The sequence below is a fragment of the Kaistella yananensis genome (assembly GCF_026107505.2).
GTDB classification, from domain to species: domain Bacteria; phylum Bacteroidota; class Bacteroidia; order Flavobacteriales; family Weeksellaceae; genus Kaistella; species Kaistella yananensis.
The window spans coordinates 23,832-43,038 of record NZ_JAPCHZ010000005.1; the positions used below are offsets into that span (position 1 = coordinate 23,832).

A 19,207-nucleotide genomic window follows, 5' to 3' on the forward strand; every position below is an offset into this window, starting at 1 on the left:
AAAAATTAATTTCAATCCTTACAGCTGCGGACTGCAACTGTAGCTACAAATATAGAAAAAATCACCAGCAAGGAGTTGGCGATTTTTTCTTTGAATTATTTAAATCTTATTTAGTCAGAAGATGTGAAAATCCCATTCACCAAAGAAGTGATAAGTGAAAGCGCGATACTGAAGATGAATGCCCACCAAAAGCCATCGATTGTCATTCCGTCAATAAAATAATCAGCAATGAGGATAACCAAAGCGTTAATCACTAAAGAAAAAAGCCCCAAAGTAAGAATGGTAAGCGGTAATCCCAGTATTTTTAACACTGGTGAAACGATCAGGTTTAAAATTCCCAGAACGATTGCGAAAACAATGGCCGTGGAAAAACCGTCGAAATGAACCCCCGATAAAATCTTGGTAAGAAAAAAAGCGACAACCGCCGTTACAAGAAGTCTGATAATTAAATTCATAGTTTATAGTTTATAGTTTAAAAATTTATAATTTGCTTAGCATTGCGTGATTTGTCCGTTTAAAGGTAAGCGATTTTCCAATCCATTTGAATTTCCAGTAACCTCTTACTTTCAGCAACCCCTGCTCTGTTATATGCGCAGCAGAATCCCAAAACCGGCCGGAACTCGCATCGTAAATTTTTCCATGTTCCCACTCATTCTTTTTCGGATTATAGACCAGTCCTTCCAGCACTTCCATTCCCAGAATCTTCCGATTTCTGAGTTTAGGATCAGGATTTTCGAAATCGGTGCGGGTATGCATTGGTTTGCCAGTTCCTAACTTTTCATCAAACCAGATCACTTTGGCTCTATACTGGCCGCTTTGTTTATAGACTTCCACTGCCACGCTTTGGTCGGTTGCCAGCCATTTTCCAAGCACCGCATCCGATTTGGATTGGGCACCGAGATTAAAAAAACAAAAATAAAGGATTAAAGTGAGATTTTTTATAAGCATGTTAATCCTTATACAAGTATTTTGCCATTCAGACAATCAAATTTGATATTGAATTTTAGGAAAATCCTATTCTGCTGCGGTTTGAGCTCATCAACAAGTTTTTTTACTTTACCAATTTTTATTATCTTCATCACCAAAACTTATATATAATGAAGAACTACGCTAAAGTTTTAATGCTTTCAACCGTGTTTTCGGTGGGGTTAAATGCCCAGACGCAGGACCAGATGACCAAATCTATTATGGATGAAACCTACAACAATTCCCAGCTCGAAAAGCTCGCTTACGAATTGCTCGACGGGATAGGTCCACGTCTTGTAGGGAGTCCCAAAATGCAGCAGTCGCACGACTGGGCAGTAAGCAAATTCAAAAGTTGGGGAATCGATGCCCGCAACGAACAGTGGGGCGAATGGAAATCCTGGGAACGGGGAACTTCTTCTATTGAAATGGTATTTCCTTATGTTAAATCTTTGGAAGGAATGCAGCTTGCCTTCAGCCCTGCGACACCGTCTAAAGGATTAACTGCAGATGTTGTAATGTTGCCAACCTTTAGCAGTAAAGAAGATTTTACCAAATGGCTTTCTTCTGTGAAAGGAAAACTGGTAATGGTTTCTCAATATCAGCCATCCGGAAGACCGGAGTATAACTGGAAGGAATTTGCAACACCGGAATCTTTCGAAAAAATGCAGAATGAATCCAAAGCAGCTTCTGAAGCGTGGCAGAATTCAATAAAAGTAACCGGAGAAACCAGCAGAACTTTAAATGCAAAGCTTGAAGCAGCCGGTGCAGCCGGAATTATTTCTTCCAACTGGTCTCGCGGATTCGGTGTAAACAAAATATTTTCTGCAGGAACAAAAAAAATCCCGGTGATGGACGTTTCTTTGGAAGATTACGGACAACTCTACAGAATGCTGAAAAACGGCACCACTCCAAAACTGAAAATTACAGCCAATTCTAAAGACAAAGGAATGGCTCCAACCTTCAATACCGTTGCAGAAATCAAAGGTTCTGAAAAACCTGATGAATACATCATTTTATCCGCACACTTGGATTCCTGGGATGGCGGAACCGGTGCAACCGACAACGGAACAGGAACCATTACCATGATGGAAGTTGCCAGAATCCTGAAAAAACTTTATCCTAATCCCAAAAGAACAATCATTGTAGGACTTTGGGGAAGTGAAGAACAGGGACTTAACGGATCACGCGGTTATGTATCTGCGCACAAAGAACAGATGCCGAAAATACAGGCGGTTTTTAATCAGGATAACGGAACGGGCCGTATTGCGAACATCAGCGGACAAGGATTCCTGAATTCTTATGATTACTTGGGAAGATGGCTTGCTGCGGTACCCAGAGAACTCACTAAAGATATAAAAACCACTTTCCCAGGAACACCTGGCGGTGGCGGATCCGACCATGCGTCTTTTGTGGCAGCAGGAGTTCCGGCATTCATGTTGGGCTCACTGAACTGGAGCTACGGAAACTATACCTGGCACACCAACCGCGACACGTATGATAAAATTGTTTTTGATGATGTAAAAAGCAACGTCGCGTTAATCGCCATAATGACTTACATGGCAAGCGAAGATCCTGAGAAAGCTTCTGCGGAAAAAATTAAACTTCCGGTAAACCAAAGAACAGGCGAACGAATGGCCTGGCCAGAAGTAAAGGAACCGACAAGAAAAGGCGGTTTAGATTAAACTTTGTGTTTTATTTTACAGTTTTGCCGCCGCGGTTTCACCGCGGCGGCTTTTTATTTTCATTCCAATTCTATCCAAACCGGCGCATGGTCACTGGATTTTTCCCAACCGCGCACCTCTTTGTCCACACCCGCTTTCTTGAGTTGGGGAAGAACTTCCGGCGACAGCAGGAAGTGGTCGATTCGCAAACCGGCATTTCTCTGATAAGCATTTCGGAAGTAATCCCAAAAGGTATATATTGTTTCGTCTGGATGCAGATGACGCAGCGCATCAGTCCAGCCTTGTCCAATCAAATCATGGAAGGCATCACGTACTTCGGGTAAGAAGAGCGCATCTTTCGCAAACTTTTCAGGTTTGTAAACGTCTTTTTCTGTAGGCATCACGTTAAAATCACCAATCAGCAAAACTTTTTTTCTGGAGGTTATGAGCATTTCGGCATGAGCCTGAAGCCGCTCGAACCACTGCATTTTATAATCGAATTTAGGTCCCGGAACAGGATTTCCGTTCGGGAGGTAAATACAGCAGATAATCAAATCATCGATTTTCACCTCCAAATACCGGCTCGCTTCGTCGCTATCGTCACCGGGCAGAGATTTACGTGATATTATGGGTTCCGATTTTTTCGAAAGCACTGCTACTCCATTCCAGCTTTTCTGCCCTAACCAGACTGACTTGTAACCGGCTTCGAGGATTTCTGCTTCAGGAAATTTGTCCTGTGGCGCCTTAAGCTCCTGCAGACAGACCACATCGGGTTTTTCTTCCTTCAACCATTTCAAAAGTACGGGAAGCCGTCCGTTCACGCCATTTACATTATAAGTTGCGATTTTCATGAATTAAATTTTTAAAATTCAATACAAAAACCGGGCAAACGATTTCTGCTTCATGCAATACTTTGATCTTGAAAGGTGCAGTTTTTGATATCTGACTAAACCCATCACAAAAATCAAATTATGAGAGCAATATGGAACGGCGCCATCGGTTTTGGCCTTGTAAATATCCCGATTAAATTATATTCAGCAACCGAAGAAAGCAATCTGGATTTGGATATGCTGGATAAAGACGACCTTTCAAACATCAATTTCAAAAGAGTAAATGCCAATACCGGCAAAGAAGTGAAATGGGAAAATATTGTAAAAGGTTATAAACTTGAAGACCGTTACGTAGTTCTCACTCAGGAAGATTTCGATGAAGTAAATCCTGAGAAATCAAAAATCCTGAACATCAAACAGTTTGTCGACATCAACGAAATCGACAGTGCTTATTTTGAAACTTCCTATTTTCTGGAACCACAAAAAAATGGTGAAGAGGCTTACAAATTATTGCTGAAGGCACTTTTAAAAACCAAAATGGCCGGTATCGGGACTTTTATCCTGAGAGAAAAAGAAATATTATGTCTTATACGTCCTTACCAAGACAAAATTTTGATGGTTAATAGAATGCGTTATCCGGAAGAATTGAGAAGTTTTGAAGATCTGAAAATCCCAAATGCCAAAAATCCCAAAGCCGAAGAACTGGAGATGGCAGAATCCCTCATAAAACAGCGTGCGACAAAATTCGATCCTGAAAAATATAAAAATACCTACAATGATGATTTGATGAAAATCATTAAAGCAAAGGCAAAGGGTAAAGTGAAAAAGGTAGAAACCAAAGAAGAAGTCAGCGCGAAAGCCACCGATCTTATGGCTCAGCTGAAAGCCAGTCTGGAAGCCGGGAAAGTAAAAGTCGGTTAAGTTTAAACTTAATTCATCTCTATCATGCCACTTGAGGAATACAATAAAAAAAGAGATTTCAAGCAGACTGCCGAACCCGAGGGCAAAGCCGCGGTTGGAAAAGGCAAACTGAAATTTGTGATTCAGCGGCATGCAGCGAGCAGGCTGCATTATGACTTCCGGCTGGAAATGGATGGAGTGCTGAAAAGCTGGGCCATTCCCAAAGGTCCATCACTCAATCCAGAAGACAAGCGCCTTGCGATGATGGTTGAAGACCATCCTTTTGCTTACAGAACGTTTGAGGGCTCTATTCCGGATGGAAATTACGGCGCCGGCGAAGTCGAAATCTGGGATGAAGGCACGTATGAGCCGTTGGAAAAAGTGAAAGGAAAGACCGATGATCTCATCATGCAGCACGAACTCCACACCGGATCGATGAAATTTGTACTCTCCGGAAAAAAACTGAAAGGCGAGTTTGCGCTTGTAAAAATAAAAAACGCCGAAAGTGGCGATCCCTGGCTGCTGATTAAACACAGAGACCAGTTTTCTGTTGATCATTATGATGCCGAAGAAAATACTGATCCGGATTCAAAAGTAAGTGCCTATCTTCAGTCGAAAAAAAAAAGCAGTAAAGTAAGCAAGTCATCTGCTCCTGAGATGAAGTCTTATAGAAACCATGCTCCTGCTCTTTCAGGGGAAAGAAAACTCACCAAATTCATTACTCCCATGCTTGCTGGAACTTCGGCAAAACCTTTCAGCTCGCCGGAGTGGGCGTTTGAAATAAAGTGGGACGGCTACAGGGCTATTGCAGATCTCAGAAAAGACATTCAACTCTATTCACGGAACGGACTTTCCTACGCAGAAAAATTCAAAAAAATCAGCAATTCACTGAAATTTCAGGAGCACGAAATGATTCTTGACGGAGAACTTGTTGCTTATGACAACGAAGGAAAACCGAATTTCCAGTGGCTGCAGCGCATTGGCGAAAATCCCAATCTTAATATAATTTACCAGGTTTTCGATCTTCTGTGGCTGAATGGCCACTCGACTGAAAACCTTAGTCTTCTTCAGCGGAAAGAACTTCTGAAAGACGCTTTGGTAGAAACTGAACATATCAAATACCACGACCATATTCTTGAAAAAGGAGAAGCATTTTTCATGCAGATAGAAAAATTAGGACTCGAAGGAATGATCGCTAAAAAAACCGACAGCACTTACAGCCGCGGCACACGAAACGGCGACTGGCTGAAGATTAAAAGGCAACAAACCGAAGAAGTCCTGATTTGTGGATTTACCGCACCCAAAGGCAGCCGCAAAAAATTCGGGTCGCTTATTTTGGTACGGTATCATGGGAATGAACTTATTTTCTGCGGCCATACCGGAACGGGTTTCAGTGACAAAATGCTGGTAGAACTTTACGATAAAATGAAACCTCTGATTGTAGCGGAATCTCCTTTCAAAAAAATTCCGAAAACTAATGATAAAGCTACCTGGCTGAAACCTGAACTCATTGCTGAAATTAAATTTACGGAAATCACCAGTGATCACATCTTCCGTCATCCTGTTTTTCTGCGTTTAAGGGAAGATTTAAATCCAAAAGATCTGAACTTTAAAAAAGATGAAAAAACCAATATCCCGGAACCGAAACCTTTAAAAAAAACAACAATGAAAAGAGATACTGATCAACTGCAGAAATTCGGGAAGCAGGAAGTGAAACTTACCAACCAGAGTAAAATTTATTTTCCAAAGGACGGAGTAACAAAAGGCGACGTTATTGCTTACTACCAGAGCATTTCAAAATATATTTTGCCTCATTTGAAAGACCGTCCACAATCGATGAACCGTTTCCCGAATGGTATTGAAGGCATGAGTTTTTACCAAAAAGATGCCTCCGACGAAATCCCGGACTGGATTGAAACCCAGAAAGTTTTTTCCGAATCTACCGACAAATACATCAACTATATTCTCTGTAATGATAAAGCCACGATGGCTTATCTGAACAATTTGGGATGCATCGAACTCAATGTTTGGACCAGCCGGAAAGATACTACCGACAAACCCGATTACCTGGTGCTGGATCTGGATCCTTCCGACAACAATACTTTTGAAGACGTAATTCTTACCGCGCAAACGGTAAAAAAAGTAATGGACAAGGCGAAGGTAAAAGGATATTGCAAAACTTCGGGAAGTTCCGGAATCCATATTTACATTCCTGCGGGAGCAAAGTATTCTTTCGAGCAGGTGAAAGATTTTGCACACGTGATGATGCAGATGGTACAGAAAGAGATTCCCGACATCACCACTCTGGAACGCAACCTTCAGAAACGCGACAAAGGAAAAATTTATCTCGATTACCTCCAAAACCGACGCGGCCAAACCCTTGCAAGCGTGTACAGCCTGAGACCTAAAAACGGAGCGCCAGTTTCAATGCCAATCGAATGGGACGAACTAAAAACCGGGCTAAAACCTACCGATTTCAACATCGAAAACGCACTGCAAAGAATTGAACAGAAAGGTGATATTTTTAAACCGGTGCTCGGGAAAGGCTTTGATATGCTTAAAGCTTTGGAACTTTTGGAAAAGGAATAATACATAGTGTTTAACGCTGAAATTCCCTTATCGATACGCTTCCGGCGGCTTTGGTTAAATTTTTGATAGAAGAATTTTATGAAAACTCAAAACTACAGCAATCACAAAAAATATTACGCACCGCATCATTTTATTTTTCTGCCGATTCTCGCGGGACTTCAGGTACTCGGCTTCTGGAAATATTTCACCGATAACGAAAACACGCTGGTTTGGCTGCTGTTTTCAGTAATCATTTTCCTGATCCTTTATCTTACCGTAATGTTGAGGCAGCATTACGCACTCGGAAATCAGAACCGAATCATCCGCCTCGAATTTCAACAGCGGTACTTTGAAATCTTTGGGGAAAGGTCTGATGAGGTTTCAGAACAACTGAGTTTCAGTCAAATTGCAGCCCTCCGTTTTGCTTATGATGAAGAATTTAAAACGTTACTTGCAGAAGCGCTAAACAAAGACGTTTCGGGTAATGAGATTAAAAAATCAATCACAGATTGGCGTCCGGATTATCACAGGGTTTAGAACAATCGATTCCATAAACATTAAATATAAACCATTAAAAATCACTGTTATGAAAAAATTTATGTTACTCAGTTTAGCTTTACTGGCAATGTTTACCCTTACGGGATGTGATGCGATAGGAACAATTTTCGAAGCCGGGATGTGGTGGGGAATTTTTCTTGTTGCAGTCGTAATCGGACTTATCTTCTGGCTTTTAGGACGGGGTAGAAAATAACGTTCTTAATTCCACAGATCATGCAGAAGAAATCAAAAACCAAAATCCGGCCTTTGCAGAAACAGAAAAAGCCGGGACTCGAGGCTAAGCTCTCGCCACTTCCGGAAAGTGAACCTATTCAGCAGAATGGAAAGCTAACAGGCAAAACCGCCATCATCACCGGTGGCGACAGTGGCATTGGAAAAGCGACTGCCCTGCTTTTTGCTGCGGAAGGCGCTGATATTGTTATTTCTTACCTGAGTGAAACTTCCGATGCAAAAGAAACCAAAAAGGAGATTGAGAAGTTGGGTAGAAAATGCATCCTCATCAAAGGCGATCTTGGCAGAGAAAACAACTGCAAAAAAGTAATCACCGAAACCGTTAAAACTTTTGGTAAACTTGATATCCTCGTCAATAATGCCGGCATTCATTGGGAATCCGAGAAAATTGAAGACATCAGCACAGAGCAGCTGATGAAAACCTTTCATTCCAATTTCTTTTCAGTTTTCTGGCTTACGAAATATGCCATGAAATACTTGAAGAAAGGCAGCTGCATCATCAACACTACTTCTGTTACGGCCTACCGTGGAAGTGATCACCTGATGGATTATGCTGCAACCAAAGGCGCAATCCTGTCTTTTACGAGAAGTCTTGCCGCAAATCTTGCACAAAAAGGAATCCGTTTAAATGCGGTGGCACCAGGACCCATCTGGACACCGCTAATTGCCTCTACCCTCTCTAATAAAGCAGTTTCCGAATTTGGCAGCGATACGCCAATGAAGCGTGCCGGCGAACCGAATGAAGTAGCGACTTGTTTCCTCTTCCTTGCCAGTGAAGATTCCTCGTACATGACGGGACAGGTATTGCACCCGAATGGGGGTGAAATTGTTAACGGTTAAAAAACTGAATGATCAAATGAAAACTTCCGAGAGCGATGTTGTAATCTCACTTAGTCCCTCAAAGATTGTAAAAATCATGAAGGACCCTGTAAAATCTGCCAAGGCAGTAAGTCTGGTGTATACGAATGACCGTGAATCAGACGGAATTACCCGCAGAAAACGCGGAAAAAAATACGTGTATTATTACGGTGACGAAAGAATAAAGGACCAAGAAGAAATCCAGCGCATCAATAAACTGGCCATTCCGCCTGCCTGGGAGAATGTCTGGATTTGTGGACTGCAGAACGGTCATCTTCAGGCAACCGGCATCGATGCTAAAAAGCGCAAACAATACCGTTATCATCCAATTTGGAACGCACTGCGAAATCATACGAAATTTTACAGAATGCTGCAGTTTGGCTATGCATTTCCTCAAATACGTCTTAACCTCGAAAAAGATCTTTCACTGAAGACTTTAGAGAAACGAAAAGTACTGGCCGTTGTAGTGAGTTTAATGGAAAGAACCAATATTAGGATCGGAAATAATGTCTATGAAAAACTTTATGGTTCCTTTGGTCTTACCACATTAAAGGATAAACACGTTAACATTAAAGGACAAAAAATAAATTTTTCCTTCAAAGGAAAAAAAGGCATTTATCACGACATCGACCTTAAAAATGCAAAACTCGCAAAAGCCGTACAGAACTGTAAAGACATTCCGGGGAAAGAACTTTTTCAGTATTACGACGAAGATGGCAAAAGACATCCCATAGATTCCGGAATGGTGAATGATTATATAAAAGAAATAAGCGGCGACGATTTTACCGCAAAAGATTTCCGGACCTGGTCAGGAACTGTAAATGCGCTAATCGCCTTCAAAGAAATCGGCGAAACAGAAAGCGACACTGCCTACAAATCAAAGGTAAAGGAAGCGCTTGAAATGGTCGCTGCCAATCTTGGAAATACGGCGACCGTTTGCCGAAAATACTATGTACATCCTCTCGTCATCAACCTTTACGAGAACAAGTCGATTAAAAAGTATCTGGACGAACTCGATGAGATTGAAATCGATGACGGAAAAGCAGGACTCACAAAAGAGGAAGCCATTGTGATGAAAATCCTTGAAAACGAAAAACTGTAAATGCAATGATCAACAACATTAAAAAAACATATTATGAAAATTGAACTTCAGGAAAACGAAATTACAATCGTGAAATTAGGTCCGTCTCAAGAAGAAAACGGCGTAATGAAACGTGAAGTAACATTTGAAATTAATGGAATCGAATTCCAGCGCAACATTATCCTTGGACCCAACGGCACAGGAGCAGATTTTACCGATCCGCAAAAATTTTACATGATGAACAAAGATCAGGTTGATGCCAGCCTCATCGTTTATTTATCCGAAAATCATCTGTATGACAATCTGGAAAAATAAGTAATCCTGGAATCACATTACCTCTTAATTAATGGGGTAACTTTTCTCTGAAATATCCGTAAACCCATGTTCCGGCAATAGCGCTGACGAGTGTTACCACAATTACGGTAGCACCGGTACCGATTTGTGCAAACAGCGGACCCGGGCATGCGCCAGTAACCGCCCATCCAAAACCAAAGATCAGCCCGCCATAAATCTGCCCTTTATTGAATTCCTTTTTATGAAAAACGATTTCTTCTCCGTAAATTGTTTTAATGTTGAATTTTTTAATCAACCAGATTGAAATCATCGCAACCAAAATCGCACTTCCAATGATCCCGTACATGTGAAAAGACTGCAGCCGGAACATTTCCTGAATGCGGAACCAACTGATGACTTCGGCCTTTGTAAAGACAATTCCGAAGAAAATTCCCAGAAGCAGATACTTTAAATTATGATACCAGCGGTGTTCCAGCATGCTTTCGTTAACACACATACTGTCCAGAGACCTCCTTTCCAAATCGTCATTTTTATTAATATCTTTTTGCATGTTTTTAATTTTAAAGTGAAAGAATAATTGGAAGTAACACATTGGCCATTAGGAAACCGCCGAGCATAAAACTGATGGTGGCAATTAAACTCGGGAGTTGCAGGTTAGCTATTCCCATAATGGAATGTCCGCTCGTGCAGCCGCCAGCATAGCGTGTGCCGAAACCCACAAGAAATCCACCGCCCACCATCATCACAACACCGCGAAGCGTAAATAGCGATTCCCAATTCATGAGTTCCGCTGGTACAAGATTTCTGAAATCTGTAATTCCGTAACCTCTTAATTCTGCAGCCAGATTTGGATGCACTTCAACCGGATTCGGATTGGTAAAAAACAGCGCTGTAATCATTCCGCCAAGGAAAATTCCGAACACAAAAAATAAATTCCACACCTCTTTTTTCCAGTTGTACTTAAAAAAAGGAATATTTGCCGGCAGGCACGATGCACAGATATGCCGGAGCGAAGAAGATATACCGAAATTTTTGTTCCCGAGGATCAGAAGCGCCGGAACTGTAAGTCCGATTAATGGTCCGGCGATATACCACGGCCAAGGCTGCTGCATAAATTCTATCATAAATTTTAATTTTCAGTTTTAAATACTATTGCAAAACCGGTTAGATTTTCCAAAACCAATGGAATTGATTCGATTAAATCTGTAAATCAGTTTTTTTTCAAACTGCAAATTTACCCAAATGTTTTGTTAAAGTCGGGAACTCTATAATTTATTCACGAGTTTCTTAAATGAAAGTTAAATTACATTAAATGAATTCACACCGATGTTAAATCCTTAAATTTGAGTAAAAAGAATTAAATTATATGAGACCGTTACAGAGCAAAGTCTTCACCGTAAACAGGTATTTAGATTTAAATTTTAAATAATCGTGACGATCTTTAAAATCCTTTATTCAGAAAAAAAGCGCAAATTTGCATCCGTCCTCAAAATGAAGCTGAATGATGAAATTATGTATTGCCGAAAAGCCAAGTGTTGCCAGAGATATTGCCAAAGTATTGGGCGCCGACCTGCCTAAACAAGGATATTTTGAAGGTAATGGATTCTGGGTAACCTGGACTTTCGGACACCTCTGCACCCTCAAAGAACCTCAGGATTACAGCCCGCATTTCAAATCTTGGGACCTTATCTTTCTGCCTGTGATTCCACAGAATTTCGGTATTAAACTCATTCCGAATCCCGGCGTTGAAAAGCAGTTTAAAATCATTGAAAAATTAGTTGAAGATTGCGAAGAAGTCATTAATTGCGGGGATGCCGGTCAGGAAGGAGAACTCATACAGCGTTGGGTTCTACAGAAAGCCAAATGCCGGAAACCCATGAAAAGGCTCTGGATTTCCTCACTTACCGAAGACGCTATAAAAGAAGGTTTTGCCAACCTGAAACCTGCCGAGGACTATCAGAATCTTTACCTCGCCGGAAATGCCCGCGCGATTGGCGACTGGTTGCTTGGGATTAATGCAACGCGCCTTTTCACCCGCAAATTTGGCGGCAACAAAGGCGTTCTTTCTATTGGGCGCGTGCAGACTCCTACCCTTGCAATGATTGTGCAGCGGCAAAAAGAAATCAACGCTTTTACAACCGAAGAATACTGGGAACTGAAAACCAAATACCGCGATGTACTTTTCGCAGCGGCAATTGACCGGCTGAAGACGAAAGAAAAAGCAGAAAAAGGCCTGGAATATCTCAAACAGCATGAATTCGAAATCATCGCTTTTGAAATTAAAGAAGGAAAAGAAAAAAATCCAAGACTTTTTGATTTAACGGCGCTGCAGGTTGAAGCCAACCGAAAATACGGCTATTCAGCAGAAAATACGCTGAAATACATCCAAAGTCTTTACGAGAAAAAACATACTACGTATCCGCGAGTTGATACGACTTACCTGTCTGAAAATCTTCATCCGAAAATTGAGGGAATCCTGCGTTCGATGAATTTTTATGCCCAGTTTACCGCACCACTGCTCACAAAACCGATTCCAAAATCGAAAGCGGTTTTCGATGATTCTAAAGTAACAGACCACCACGCGATTATTCCGACCGAAATCCCGCCTTCTTCAAGTTTATCGAAAGAGGAAAAACTGATCTATGATTTGGTTGCCAAGCGTTTCATCGCTGTGTTTTATCCGGAATGTAAAATTTCAAATACTTTGGTTGAAGGTCAGGTAGGTACCATTCCATTCAAAGCGTCAGGAAAACAGATTCTGGAACACGGCTGGCGCGAAGTATATGCTTTCGAGAAAAAAGACGAAACCGAGAAAAAAGACAAAGACGAAGAACAGACGATTCCGGAATTTAAAGTTGGCGAAAAAGGACCACACAAACCATTAATTCATCAGGGAAAAACCAGTCCGCCCAAGCCTTATACCGAAGCAACGCTGCTGCGTGCGATGGAAACTGCCGGAAAACAGGTTGATGATGAAGAGCTGCGGGAAATGATGAAAAATAACGGTATCGGGCGGCCTTCTACCCGTGCAAATATTATCGAAACGCTCTTCAAACGCAAATATATTGAAAGGAAAAGGAAAAATATCCTCGCCACGACGACGGGTATAGAACTGATCGACACGATTGAAGATGAACTCCTGAAAAGTCCTGAACTTACGGGAGAATGGGAATTTAAGCTTAGAAAAATTGAACGCGGCGAATATGAAGCCAATCAGTTTAAAGACGAATTAATCACTATGGTTACTGAACTTACCAGAAAAGTAATCAGTGAAAAACCTAAGATAATTTCTTTCAATGACGAAGTTCAACTTAAAGAAAAGAAAGAAAAAGCAGCAAGGAAACCAACCGTAATTTCCTGGGAAGACGAAACCTGCCCGAAATGCAAAACCAGTAAACTTATGAAAGGAAAAACCGCCGTGGGCTGTTCTAATTTCAAAGGCTGTGGGTTCAAACTGCCATTTGTTGTCTTCGGAAAGAAACTGACCGAGAAACAGATTCACGATATCATTCTTAAAGGAAGATCCTCAAAACTGAAAGGCTTTACAGAACATCCTGATCATTTATCAGAAGGCATTCTGCGGCTTTCTGCTCAAGGAGATTTGGAACTTACTGCGGAGTAATGCATTAAAATAATCAGGCATCAGTAAATGCATTCTCTTGCAAAACCTTACCTTTGCTGCCAGCCTTACAGACTTTAATTAGAGGAAGATTTCCTCACAATTCAATTATTATGACTATAGAAAAACACCACGTAGTAGCTGTTCATTACACGCTAAACGCCCTGGAAGAGAACGGGGAAAAATCTTTTATTGAAAAAACAGATGCCGATAATCCTTTCACTTTCCTTTACGGAGTGGGAATGATGCTTCCTAAATTTGAAGAAGAACTTCAGGGAATGTCTGCCGGAGAACAGAAATCTTTTACCATCACCGCAGAAGAAGGGTACGGTGAAAAACAGGAAGACGCTACGGTGCAGTTGCCTGTAGAAATGTTTGAACAGTCTGGAATGCCGCCAGTGGGTGCGATCCTCCCATTACAGGATCCTGAAGGAAACCACCTCAATGCTGTGGTTCTGGAAGTTTCTCCTGAAGCGGTAACAGTAGACCTTAATCATCCAATGGCCGGGAAAACCCTTCACTTTGATATCGAAGTGGTGGCAACCCGCCCGGCAACCGAAGAAGAACTGGCACACGGACATGCACACGGCATCGACGGAAACTCTGGACATTAATCTTCCGTTTTTAAAATAAAAAAGAAGCACACTGCCTTGCAATGTGCTTCTTTATCTATAATCTGCTATATATTACAATCTCGATTCAGTATCGTCGTTATACCATCTTTCGTAAGTGTAACGTGCGTCTTCTTCATTTTTTGGTTTATAACCCATGTAGATTCCGCCATCTTTAATTTCGTTTTCGTATATTTTCGCTTCATCTTCAGGAACTCCTGTTCCGGTTAAAGCGCCTACTAAACCTCCGGTTGCTGCACCTGCTCCTGCACCAGCCAATCCTGCTGCCAGAGGCCCTGCAATTACCAGTCCCAATCCGGGAAGCAGTACATTAGATCCAATCGCGGCTACTGCACCTACAACGGCTCCGATTCCGCCTCCGATTAACGAACCTTTTCCGGCGTTTTCGGCCACTTTATCATCCAGATCTGTATGCGTGTCGGAGTTGGTGAAATAACGGTCGCGGGTACTGTCAGACATCATTACGTTTACATCATCTTTAGTGTATCCTCTTCCATGAAGATCTTCGTAAGCCCTGTCGGCTTCTTCTCTTGTTCTAAAAACTCTTGAAACATAATCATTCCTGAATTCTGGTTTGTACTGTGAATTTTCCATAATAGTAAATTTAAGTTAATATTTTGTTTAAGGTTTTTGATTAAATTCAATATCAATGCCACCGACAGGCGGTTTAACATTGTTTAACATCCCCTTTAAGATAAAATCTGTGCTTATTTTACTAACTTTAATACAATTTTAAAAACACTGTAGATGACAGATTTACAAGTAGAAAAACTATATCGACTACGAAAGTTTTTATCATGACCTGACGAATGTGATCCATAAAAAAAATTAACAACCAAAAAAAACCGCGCTGGCGTTTTGCTGCAGCACGGTTTAAAAATTGGGTTAAAATCATTGTCCCATTAAGGATTGGTAGAGAAGATCGACGCACTGGCAATCATGGCTCTTCTGTTCATTTTCAGAATATCGCGAACCCATTCTGCGAAATCTTCAGGTTGCAGCACTTTATTCGGATTTCCGTCGGTCAGCCCACCCTGTATGGACATATCCGAGGCAATCGTGCTTGGGGTTAAGGTAATCACACGGATGTTTTCTTTTCTCCACTCTGCCATCATCGACTGCGAAAGGGTAACTACAGCCGCTTTCGATGCAGCATACGCCGACATATTCGGTCCGCCTTTCAGACCTGCGGTGGATGCAACGTTTACAATATCGCCCATTCCACGCTCCTTCAGGAACGGATACACCGCTTTTGCTGCATAATAAACCCCGAAAAGATTGGTTTTGATGACGTGTTCCCAGGTTTCGGAGGGCATGTCAGCAATCAATCCGAAATCACCAACTCCAGCATTGTTGATCAGGATATCTATTCCGCCAAGTTCATTAGCTAAAGTCGCGATTCCCGCCTGTACTGCTGTTTCATCATCAATACTGAAAACGGAATAAGAAGCCTTCACGCCGAGGGCTTTTAATTCTTCAGCGGTATTTTTAAGATGTTCTTCATTTCTTCCTGTCAGGCCAATATTTACTCCTTCTTTTGCCAAAGCGACCGCGACCGCTTTACCAAGACCTCTGCCTCCACCGGTTACGATGGCATTTTTTCCTTTTAAATTCATATTACTATTTTTAATGCGCCACAAATCTAAGGATTTGTGCTTCTGCTTCCAATTAAGCTCATCTATCGTTATTATTTTAAATTGATTCCCGGCATTAATAAAATGAATCGCCGTTCTATTTTACACTGGAGTTCAATTGAAAAAATAACTACAGACTTATAGGATATAAAACCTGAATTTGTATATTTGCACCTCACTGCCCGGATGGTGAAATTGGTAGACACGCTCGTTTCAGGTGCGAGTGCCCACAAGCTTGCAGGTTCGAGTCCTGTTCCGGGCACAGAAAAAGCCTTCTTTTTTCCTGAAGGCTTTTTTATATGGTTTTTTTCTTAAAGATTGCTAAGCTTTTTTCTTCAAAAATTTAGCACTGATGAATTCCCAAACCATGGGCAGAATAGAAATTCCGATGATGCCGAAGATTACCGTTTCGAAGTTCTCCTGAACAATCGGCATATTTCCGAAAAAATATCCCAGAAGGGTTAAACCGAAAACCCAAACCACAGCACCAATGATATTGTACTTAATAAACGTGTTGTAATTCATAGTTCCAATACCTGCCACAAACGGTGCAAAAGTCCTTACAATAGGGACAAATCTTGCGATAATTATGGTTTTGGGACCGTTCTTTTCGTAGAATTCCTGAGTCTGAGCAATGTATTTCGGATTCACAAGCTGTTTTTCGCCGATCTTCCAGTTCAGCATTTTTAAACCGATGTTTTTCCCCAGGGTATAATTCAGGGTATCACCCAGAATCGCTGCCACCGTAAGCAGCCCCAATACAAGCCAGAGATTAAGATGGGCCGATTCTCCGGATGCACCGATTACCCCTGCACAGAATGTTCCAGCGGCGAAAAGCAATGAATCACCAGGCAGAAAAGGCATTACGACTAAACCGGTTTCCACAAAAATAATGAGAAAGAGAATCAAATAAATCCACACTCCATAATCGATGATCATGGTGAAAAGGTGCTGATCGAGGTTTAGAAAGAAATCAAGTACCGTTTGTATAAACTCCATAGTTGCTTTAAATATAATGTCCGCAAAAATACACCAAACTATCCTGAAACCGAAATCTGTGAACAATTTTAATGTAAAATATAAAAAGCCGCGAATGAAAACGAATGATAGAAAATGAAATCACCGATAATCTTTATCTTTGCACTGAGTTTACAAATCAAGACGCATACTTTTTATGGCACTAAAGCTTTTCAATCCTTTTGAAGATTTAATATTCGGGGAGCAGTTTTGCTTTCTTACGGGCGAACTAACCACCGAAAAAATGACGGTTTTCCCTATGTGGCTCATGGAGCATTTTAAATTTGATACCGACAGGATTGAGATGATGGATAAATCCAAAACGTATGTCTATGCCGACCTTCAGCTGCCGTGTGCACCCCGTGTGAAAAAAGCATTTGAGGAACTCGATGTAAAGATTAAGGAAGCTTATGACAAGGGATATGAAGGTATAGCGGCTCTTGATGATCAGTTGCTCTTTCTCTGGACCGGAAGAATGGTTTATGGTCTGCTGTATTACGAAATGCAGTACGAGAGCAACAGAATCCTTAAACAGGGCAGAAACTTCGATCTTTCTCCGATGTTACGCGAGCGGTTTGGGAACTTTCATCTCATGCTCCAGTCGCTTATAGAACCTGTTTCTTTTATCGGAAAAAAACCATGGAGCATCATCGTCTTTCCGCTCAAATATTCGGCAGATATCATCAGTTACCGTGATGATGCGATTAACCTGCTGTTCTCCTTCGGGGTCAACGGTTTCGGGTATATTGCATGTCTTCAGGACAATGGCGCGATTGCGGAAAAGGAACAGGAACTTCTGACTAAAATGAAGGGCCACATCCTGCATCCCGTTCAGTTCGAGGAACTGTATGCACGCTTTCATTATTCCGATTATATCTTACAGTACAAACCGGAATACTTGATTGAAAACCACGGAAATCAAATTACCATTGAAGGTATACCAATGGTAGCCAATGCCCAGCGCCCACTTTTTGGTTTTTGGGATCAGGATATGTTTGCCCAGCTGCTCGCGAATTACTGGCAGGTTTATGCCATACAGAAAGAAGATATCATTAAATTCCAAAAGCCGTTTCTGAGTTTTCTGGAGAATCCTTACACTCAGGAATTTATTGATCCGGAATCAATCTCACTGCCCTGGTAAATATGCGGACCTTTATAATATTCAACCTTTTTGAACAGTAACATGATCAGATCTAAAATTTTAAAAGAAGAATGGAAAACGGTAGAATTTGACTTCGAATTTACCAATAAGACAAGATTTGAGGTTTCAAACCGCGGTAACGTAAGAAGTTTTAATAAAGTTTCTGATGGACGTATACTTAACGGCTCTTTGACTGAAGGATTTAAGGTAATCCGGTTAAAACTTTATAAACCCAGAGCCGAAAAAGAGGAACAGCAATTCGATGTTCTGAAAAAAGAAATTTCTGAACTATATGCGAAGCGGAGAGAAACCATAAAGAAAAACAACGTTTCCGAAACCGAAAAGCTTACGCAACTTATCGAAAAAAAGAAAAGCCAGCTAAGCAAAAAACTGGAGCGCAACCTGAAAAAGCGAACCATTAACCATCATTTTATGATTCACAGACTGGTGGCTGCTTATTTTCTGCCTGCTCCGCAACCCGACCAAACCATTGTCGCCCATATGGATTACGACAAACTCAACAACAATGTTACCAACCTGAAATGGATGAATCAGGAAGAACATTCGCTCCACCAGAGCAAAAATCCCAAAGTGATTGCCGAGAAAAAATGGCGCAAATACAAACAAAAACCCCGTACAAAAGGAATGAAACTCACCTCTTCGCAGGTCATTCATATAAAACTGCAGCTGCGCCGGAAAAAACCCGCCAAACAGATTGCCAAGCAGTTTGGTATTTCAGAAATGCAGGTGTGGCGAATTAAATCAGGCGAAAACTGGTCCAGCATTAAGATTCCTGATTAGATAGGTTTGATTATTACAAAACTTAGAATAATCCCTCCCTCATCGGGAAGCGCATCATGTGAGAAACAAAATTTATATAGGTTATCTTCAGCATGATTCTTTTTTGCACAGCATAGCAGCCTGTATGGCTGGCACAGCGTTGTTAGAATTAAAAAAACTTCTGACGCTTTTAATTAACAGCTTTGTACTTTATCTGGCTGGTGTGATCGCTGACCATCTTCCAAACGCCGTGCTCGAAAATCCAGGTCGAGATATAGCGGCCGGTTTCGTTGAACGCTGTGCCTTTGTAAAAACCTTTCACAGCGAACCGTCCAGGATGTAAAAAAGTGGACTAAGTAAGAGCGTGATGTATAACTTTTGTTTAAAATCTCTTACCGAAAGAACTTCAGTCATAAAAAAACCGGAAGAATGATCCT

Annotated in this window: 21 protein-coding genes and 1 tRNA gene; 14 read left to right on the forward strand and 8 right to left on the reverse strand. The window is 41.3% G+C overall.

Going from position 1 to position 19,207, the window contains the following annotated elements:
- Positions 1-110: 110 nt before the first annotated feature.
- Together OK344_RS09330 and OK344_RS09335 are read right to left on the reverse strand one after the other, a co-directional pair.
- Entirely contained in the window at positions 111-455 is a 345-nt protein-coding gene (locus OK344_RS09330) for a phage holin family protein (protein ID WP_088469056.1), read from the reverse strand.
- Between the two features lie 25 nt (positions 456-480).
- Positions 481-948 (reverse strand): DUF2147 domain-containing protein, encoded by a 468-nt coding sequence (locus OK344_RS09335; RefSeq protein ID WP_265144535.1) that lies wholly within the window; start codon positions 946-948, stop codon positions 481-483.
- 149 nt (positions 949-1,097) lie between these two features.
- Between OK344_RS09335 and OK344_RS09340 the strand changes: the two genes are divergently transcribed.
- Positions 1,098-2,648 (forward strand): M20/M25/M40 family metallo-hydrolase, encoded by a 1,551-nt coding sequence (locus OK344_RS09340; RefSeq protein ID WP_265144536.1) that lies wholly within the window; start codon positions 1,098-1,100, stop codon positions 2,646-2,648.
- A gap of 59 nt (positions 2,649-2,707) precedes the next feature.
- Here the strand turns inward: OK344_RS09340 and xth are convergent, their stop codons facing one another.
- Entirely contained in the window at positions 2,708-3,478 is a 771-nt protein-coding gene (gene xth, locus OK344_RS09345; RefSeq protein WP_265144537.1) for an exodeoxyribonuclease III, read from the reverse strand.
- A 120-nt stretch (positions 3,479-3,598) separates the two neighbouring features.
- Between xth and ku the strand changes: the two genes are divergently transcribed.
- The 7 genes from ku to OK344_RS09380 all read left to right on the forward strand — a co-directional run bounded on the left by ku (position 3,599) and on the right by OK344_RS09380 (position 9,968).
- Entirely contained in the window at positions 3,599-4,378 is a 780-nt protein-coding gene (gene ku / locus OK344_RS09350) for a non-homologous end joining protein Ku (protein ID WP_265144538.1), read from the forward strand.
- A 24-nt stretch (positions 4,379-4,402) separates the two neighbouring features.
- Positions 4,403-6,946, forward strand: a complete 2,544-nt coding sequence (ligD, locus tag OK344_RS09355; protein WP_265144539.1) for a DNA ligase D — start codon at positions 4,403-4,405, stop codon at positions 6,944-6,946.
- A 78-nt stretch (positions 6,947-7,024) separates the two neighbouring features.
- On the forward strand, positions 7,025-7,462 hold the full coding sequence (locus OK344_RS09360; RefSeq protein WP_265144540.1) for a DUF6526 family protein: 438 nt from the start codon (positions 7,025-7,027) through the stop codon (positions 7,460-7,462).
- Positions 7,463-7,511: 49 nt separating this feature from the next.
- Positions 7,512-7,676, forward strand: coding sequence for a phosphatidate cytidylyltransferase (locus OK344_RS09365; RefSeq protein WP_265144541.1), 165 nt, complete (start codon positions 7,512-7,514; stop codon positions 7,674-7,676).
- Positions 7,677-7,696: 20 nt separating this feature from the next.
- Positions 7,697-8,554: an SDR family oxidoreductase gene (locus OK344_RS09370; RefSeq protein ID WP_265144542.1), complete on the forward strand. Its 858-nt coding sequence runs from the start codon at positions 7,697-7,699 to the stop codon at positions 8,552-8,554.
- Positions 8,555-8,570: 16 nt separating this feature from the next.
- Positions 8,571-9,674: a DNA topoisomerase IB gene (locus OK344_RS09375; RefSeq protein ID WP_265144543.1), complete on the forward strand. Its 1,104-nt coding sequence runs from the start codon at positions 8,571-8,573 to the stop codon at positions 9,672-9,674.
- A gap of 33 nt (positions 9,675-9,707) precedes the next feature.
- Complete coding sequence (locus tag OK344_RS09380) at positions 9,708-9,968, forward strand: hypothetical protein (protein ID WP_265144544.1); 261 nt, start codon at positions 9,708-9,710, stop codon at positions 9,966-9,968.
- Positions 9,969-9,996: 28 nt separating this feature from the next.
- Here the strand turns inward: OK344_RS09380 and OK344_RS09385 are convergent, their stop codons facing one another.
- Positions 9,997-10,443 carry a DUF6691 family protein gene (locus OK344_RS09385; protein ID WP_407936709.1) on the reverse strand — a complete coding sequence of 149 codons (447 nt, stop codon included), beginning with the start codon at positions 10,441-10,443 and terminating at the stop codon, positions 9,997-9,999.
- Positions 10,444-10,507: 64 nt separating this feature from the next.
- Entirely contained in the window at positions 10,508-11,071 is a 564-nt protein-coding gene (locus OK344_RS09390) for a YeeE/YedE family protein (protein WP_265144546.1), read from the reverse strand.
- A gap of 380 nt (positions 11,072-11,451) precedes the next feature.
- Between OK344_RS09390 and OK344_RS09395 the strand changes: the two genes are divergently transcribed.
- Together OK344_RS09395 and OK344_RS09400 are read left to right on the forward strand one after the other, a co-directional pair.
- Positions 11,452-13,569 carry a type IA DNA topoisomerase gene (locus OK344_RS09395; RefSeq protein ID WP_265144868.1) on the forward strand — a complete coding sequence of 706 codons (2,118 nt, stop codon included), beginning with the start codon at positions 11,452-11,454 and terminating at the stop codon, positions 13,567-13,569.
- A 110-nt stretch (positions 13,570-13,679) separates the two neighbouring features.
- Positions 13,680-14,180 carry an FKBP-type peptidyl-prolyl cis-trans isomerase gene (locus OK344_RS09400; RefSeq protein ID WP_265144547.1) on the forward strand — a complete coding sequence of 167 codons (501 nt, stop codon included), beginning with the start codon at positions 13,680-13,682 and terminating at the stop codon, positions 14,178-14,180.
- Positions 14,181-14,252: 72 nt separating this feature from the next.
- On the opposite strand, the gene OK344_RS09405 is transcribed toward OK344_RS09400, so the two are convergent.
- Both OK344_RS09405 and OK344_RS09410 read right to left on the reverse strand, forming a co-directional pair.
- The gene (locus tag OK344_RS09405; protein WP_265144548.1) at positions 14,253-14,792 is read right to left on the reverse strand and encodes a hypothetical protein; all 540 of its coding nucleotides are present in this window, start codon (positions 14,790-14,792) and stop codon (positions 14,253-14,255) included.
- 308 nt (positions 14,793-15,100) lie between these two features.
- Positions 15,101-15,814 (reverse strand): 3-ketoacyl-ACP reductase, encoded by a 714-nt coding sequence (locus OK344_RS09410; protein ID WP_265144549.1) that lies wholly within the window; start codon positions 15,812-15,814, stop codon positions 15,101-15,103.
- Positions 15,815-16,012: 198 nt separating this feature from the next.
- Between OK344_RS09410 and OK344_RS09415 the strand changes: the two genes are divergently transcribed.
- Positions 16,013-16,094: transfer RNA gene (locus OK344_RS09415), tRNA-Leu, on the forward strand.
- A gap of 59 nt (positions 16,095-16,153) precedes the next feature.
- Here the strand turns inward: OK344_RS09415 and OK344_RS09420 are convergent.
- Complete coding sequence (locus OK344_RS09420) at positions 16,154-16,831, reverse strand: DedA family protein (RefSeq protein ID WP_088469040.1); 678 nt, start codon at positions 16,829-16,831, stop codon at positions 16,154-16,156.
- 175 nt (positions 16,832-17,006) lie between these two features.
- Between OK344_RS09420 and OK344_RS09425 the strand changes: the two genes are divergently transcribed.
- From OK344_RS09425 to OK344_RS09435, 3 genes are read left to right on the forward strand one after another with little or no spacing between them, the layout of a single operon-like run.
- Entirely contained in the window at positions 17,007-17,990 is a 984-nt protein-coding gene (locus tag OK344_RS09425; protein WP_265144550.1) for a hypothetical protein, read from the forward strand.
- Between the two features lie 42 nt (positions 17,991-18,032).
- The gene (locus tag OK344_RS09430; RefSeq protein ID WP_265144551.1) at positions 18,033-18,791 is read left to right on the forward strand and encodes an NUMOD4 domain-containing protein; all 759 of its coding nucleotides are present in this window, start codon (positions 18,033-18,035) and stop codon (positions 18,789-18,791) included.
- Between the two features lie 58 nt (positions 18,792-18,849).
- A complete protein-coding gene (locus tag OK344_RS09435; RefSeq protein ID WP_265144552.1) occupies positions 18,850-19,113 on the forward strand; it encodes a hypothetical protein in 264 nt (87 codons plus the stop codon).
- Positions 19,114-19,207: the final 94 nt, after the last annotated feature.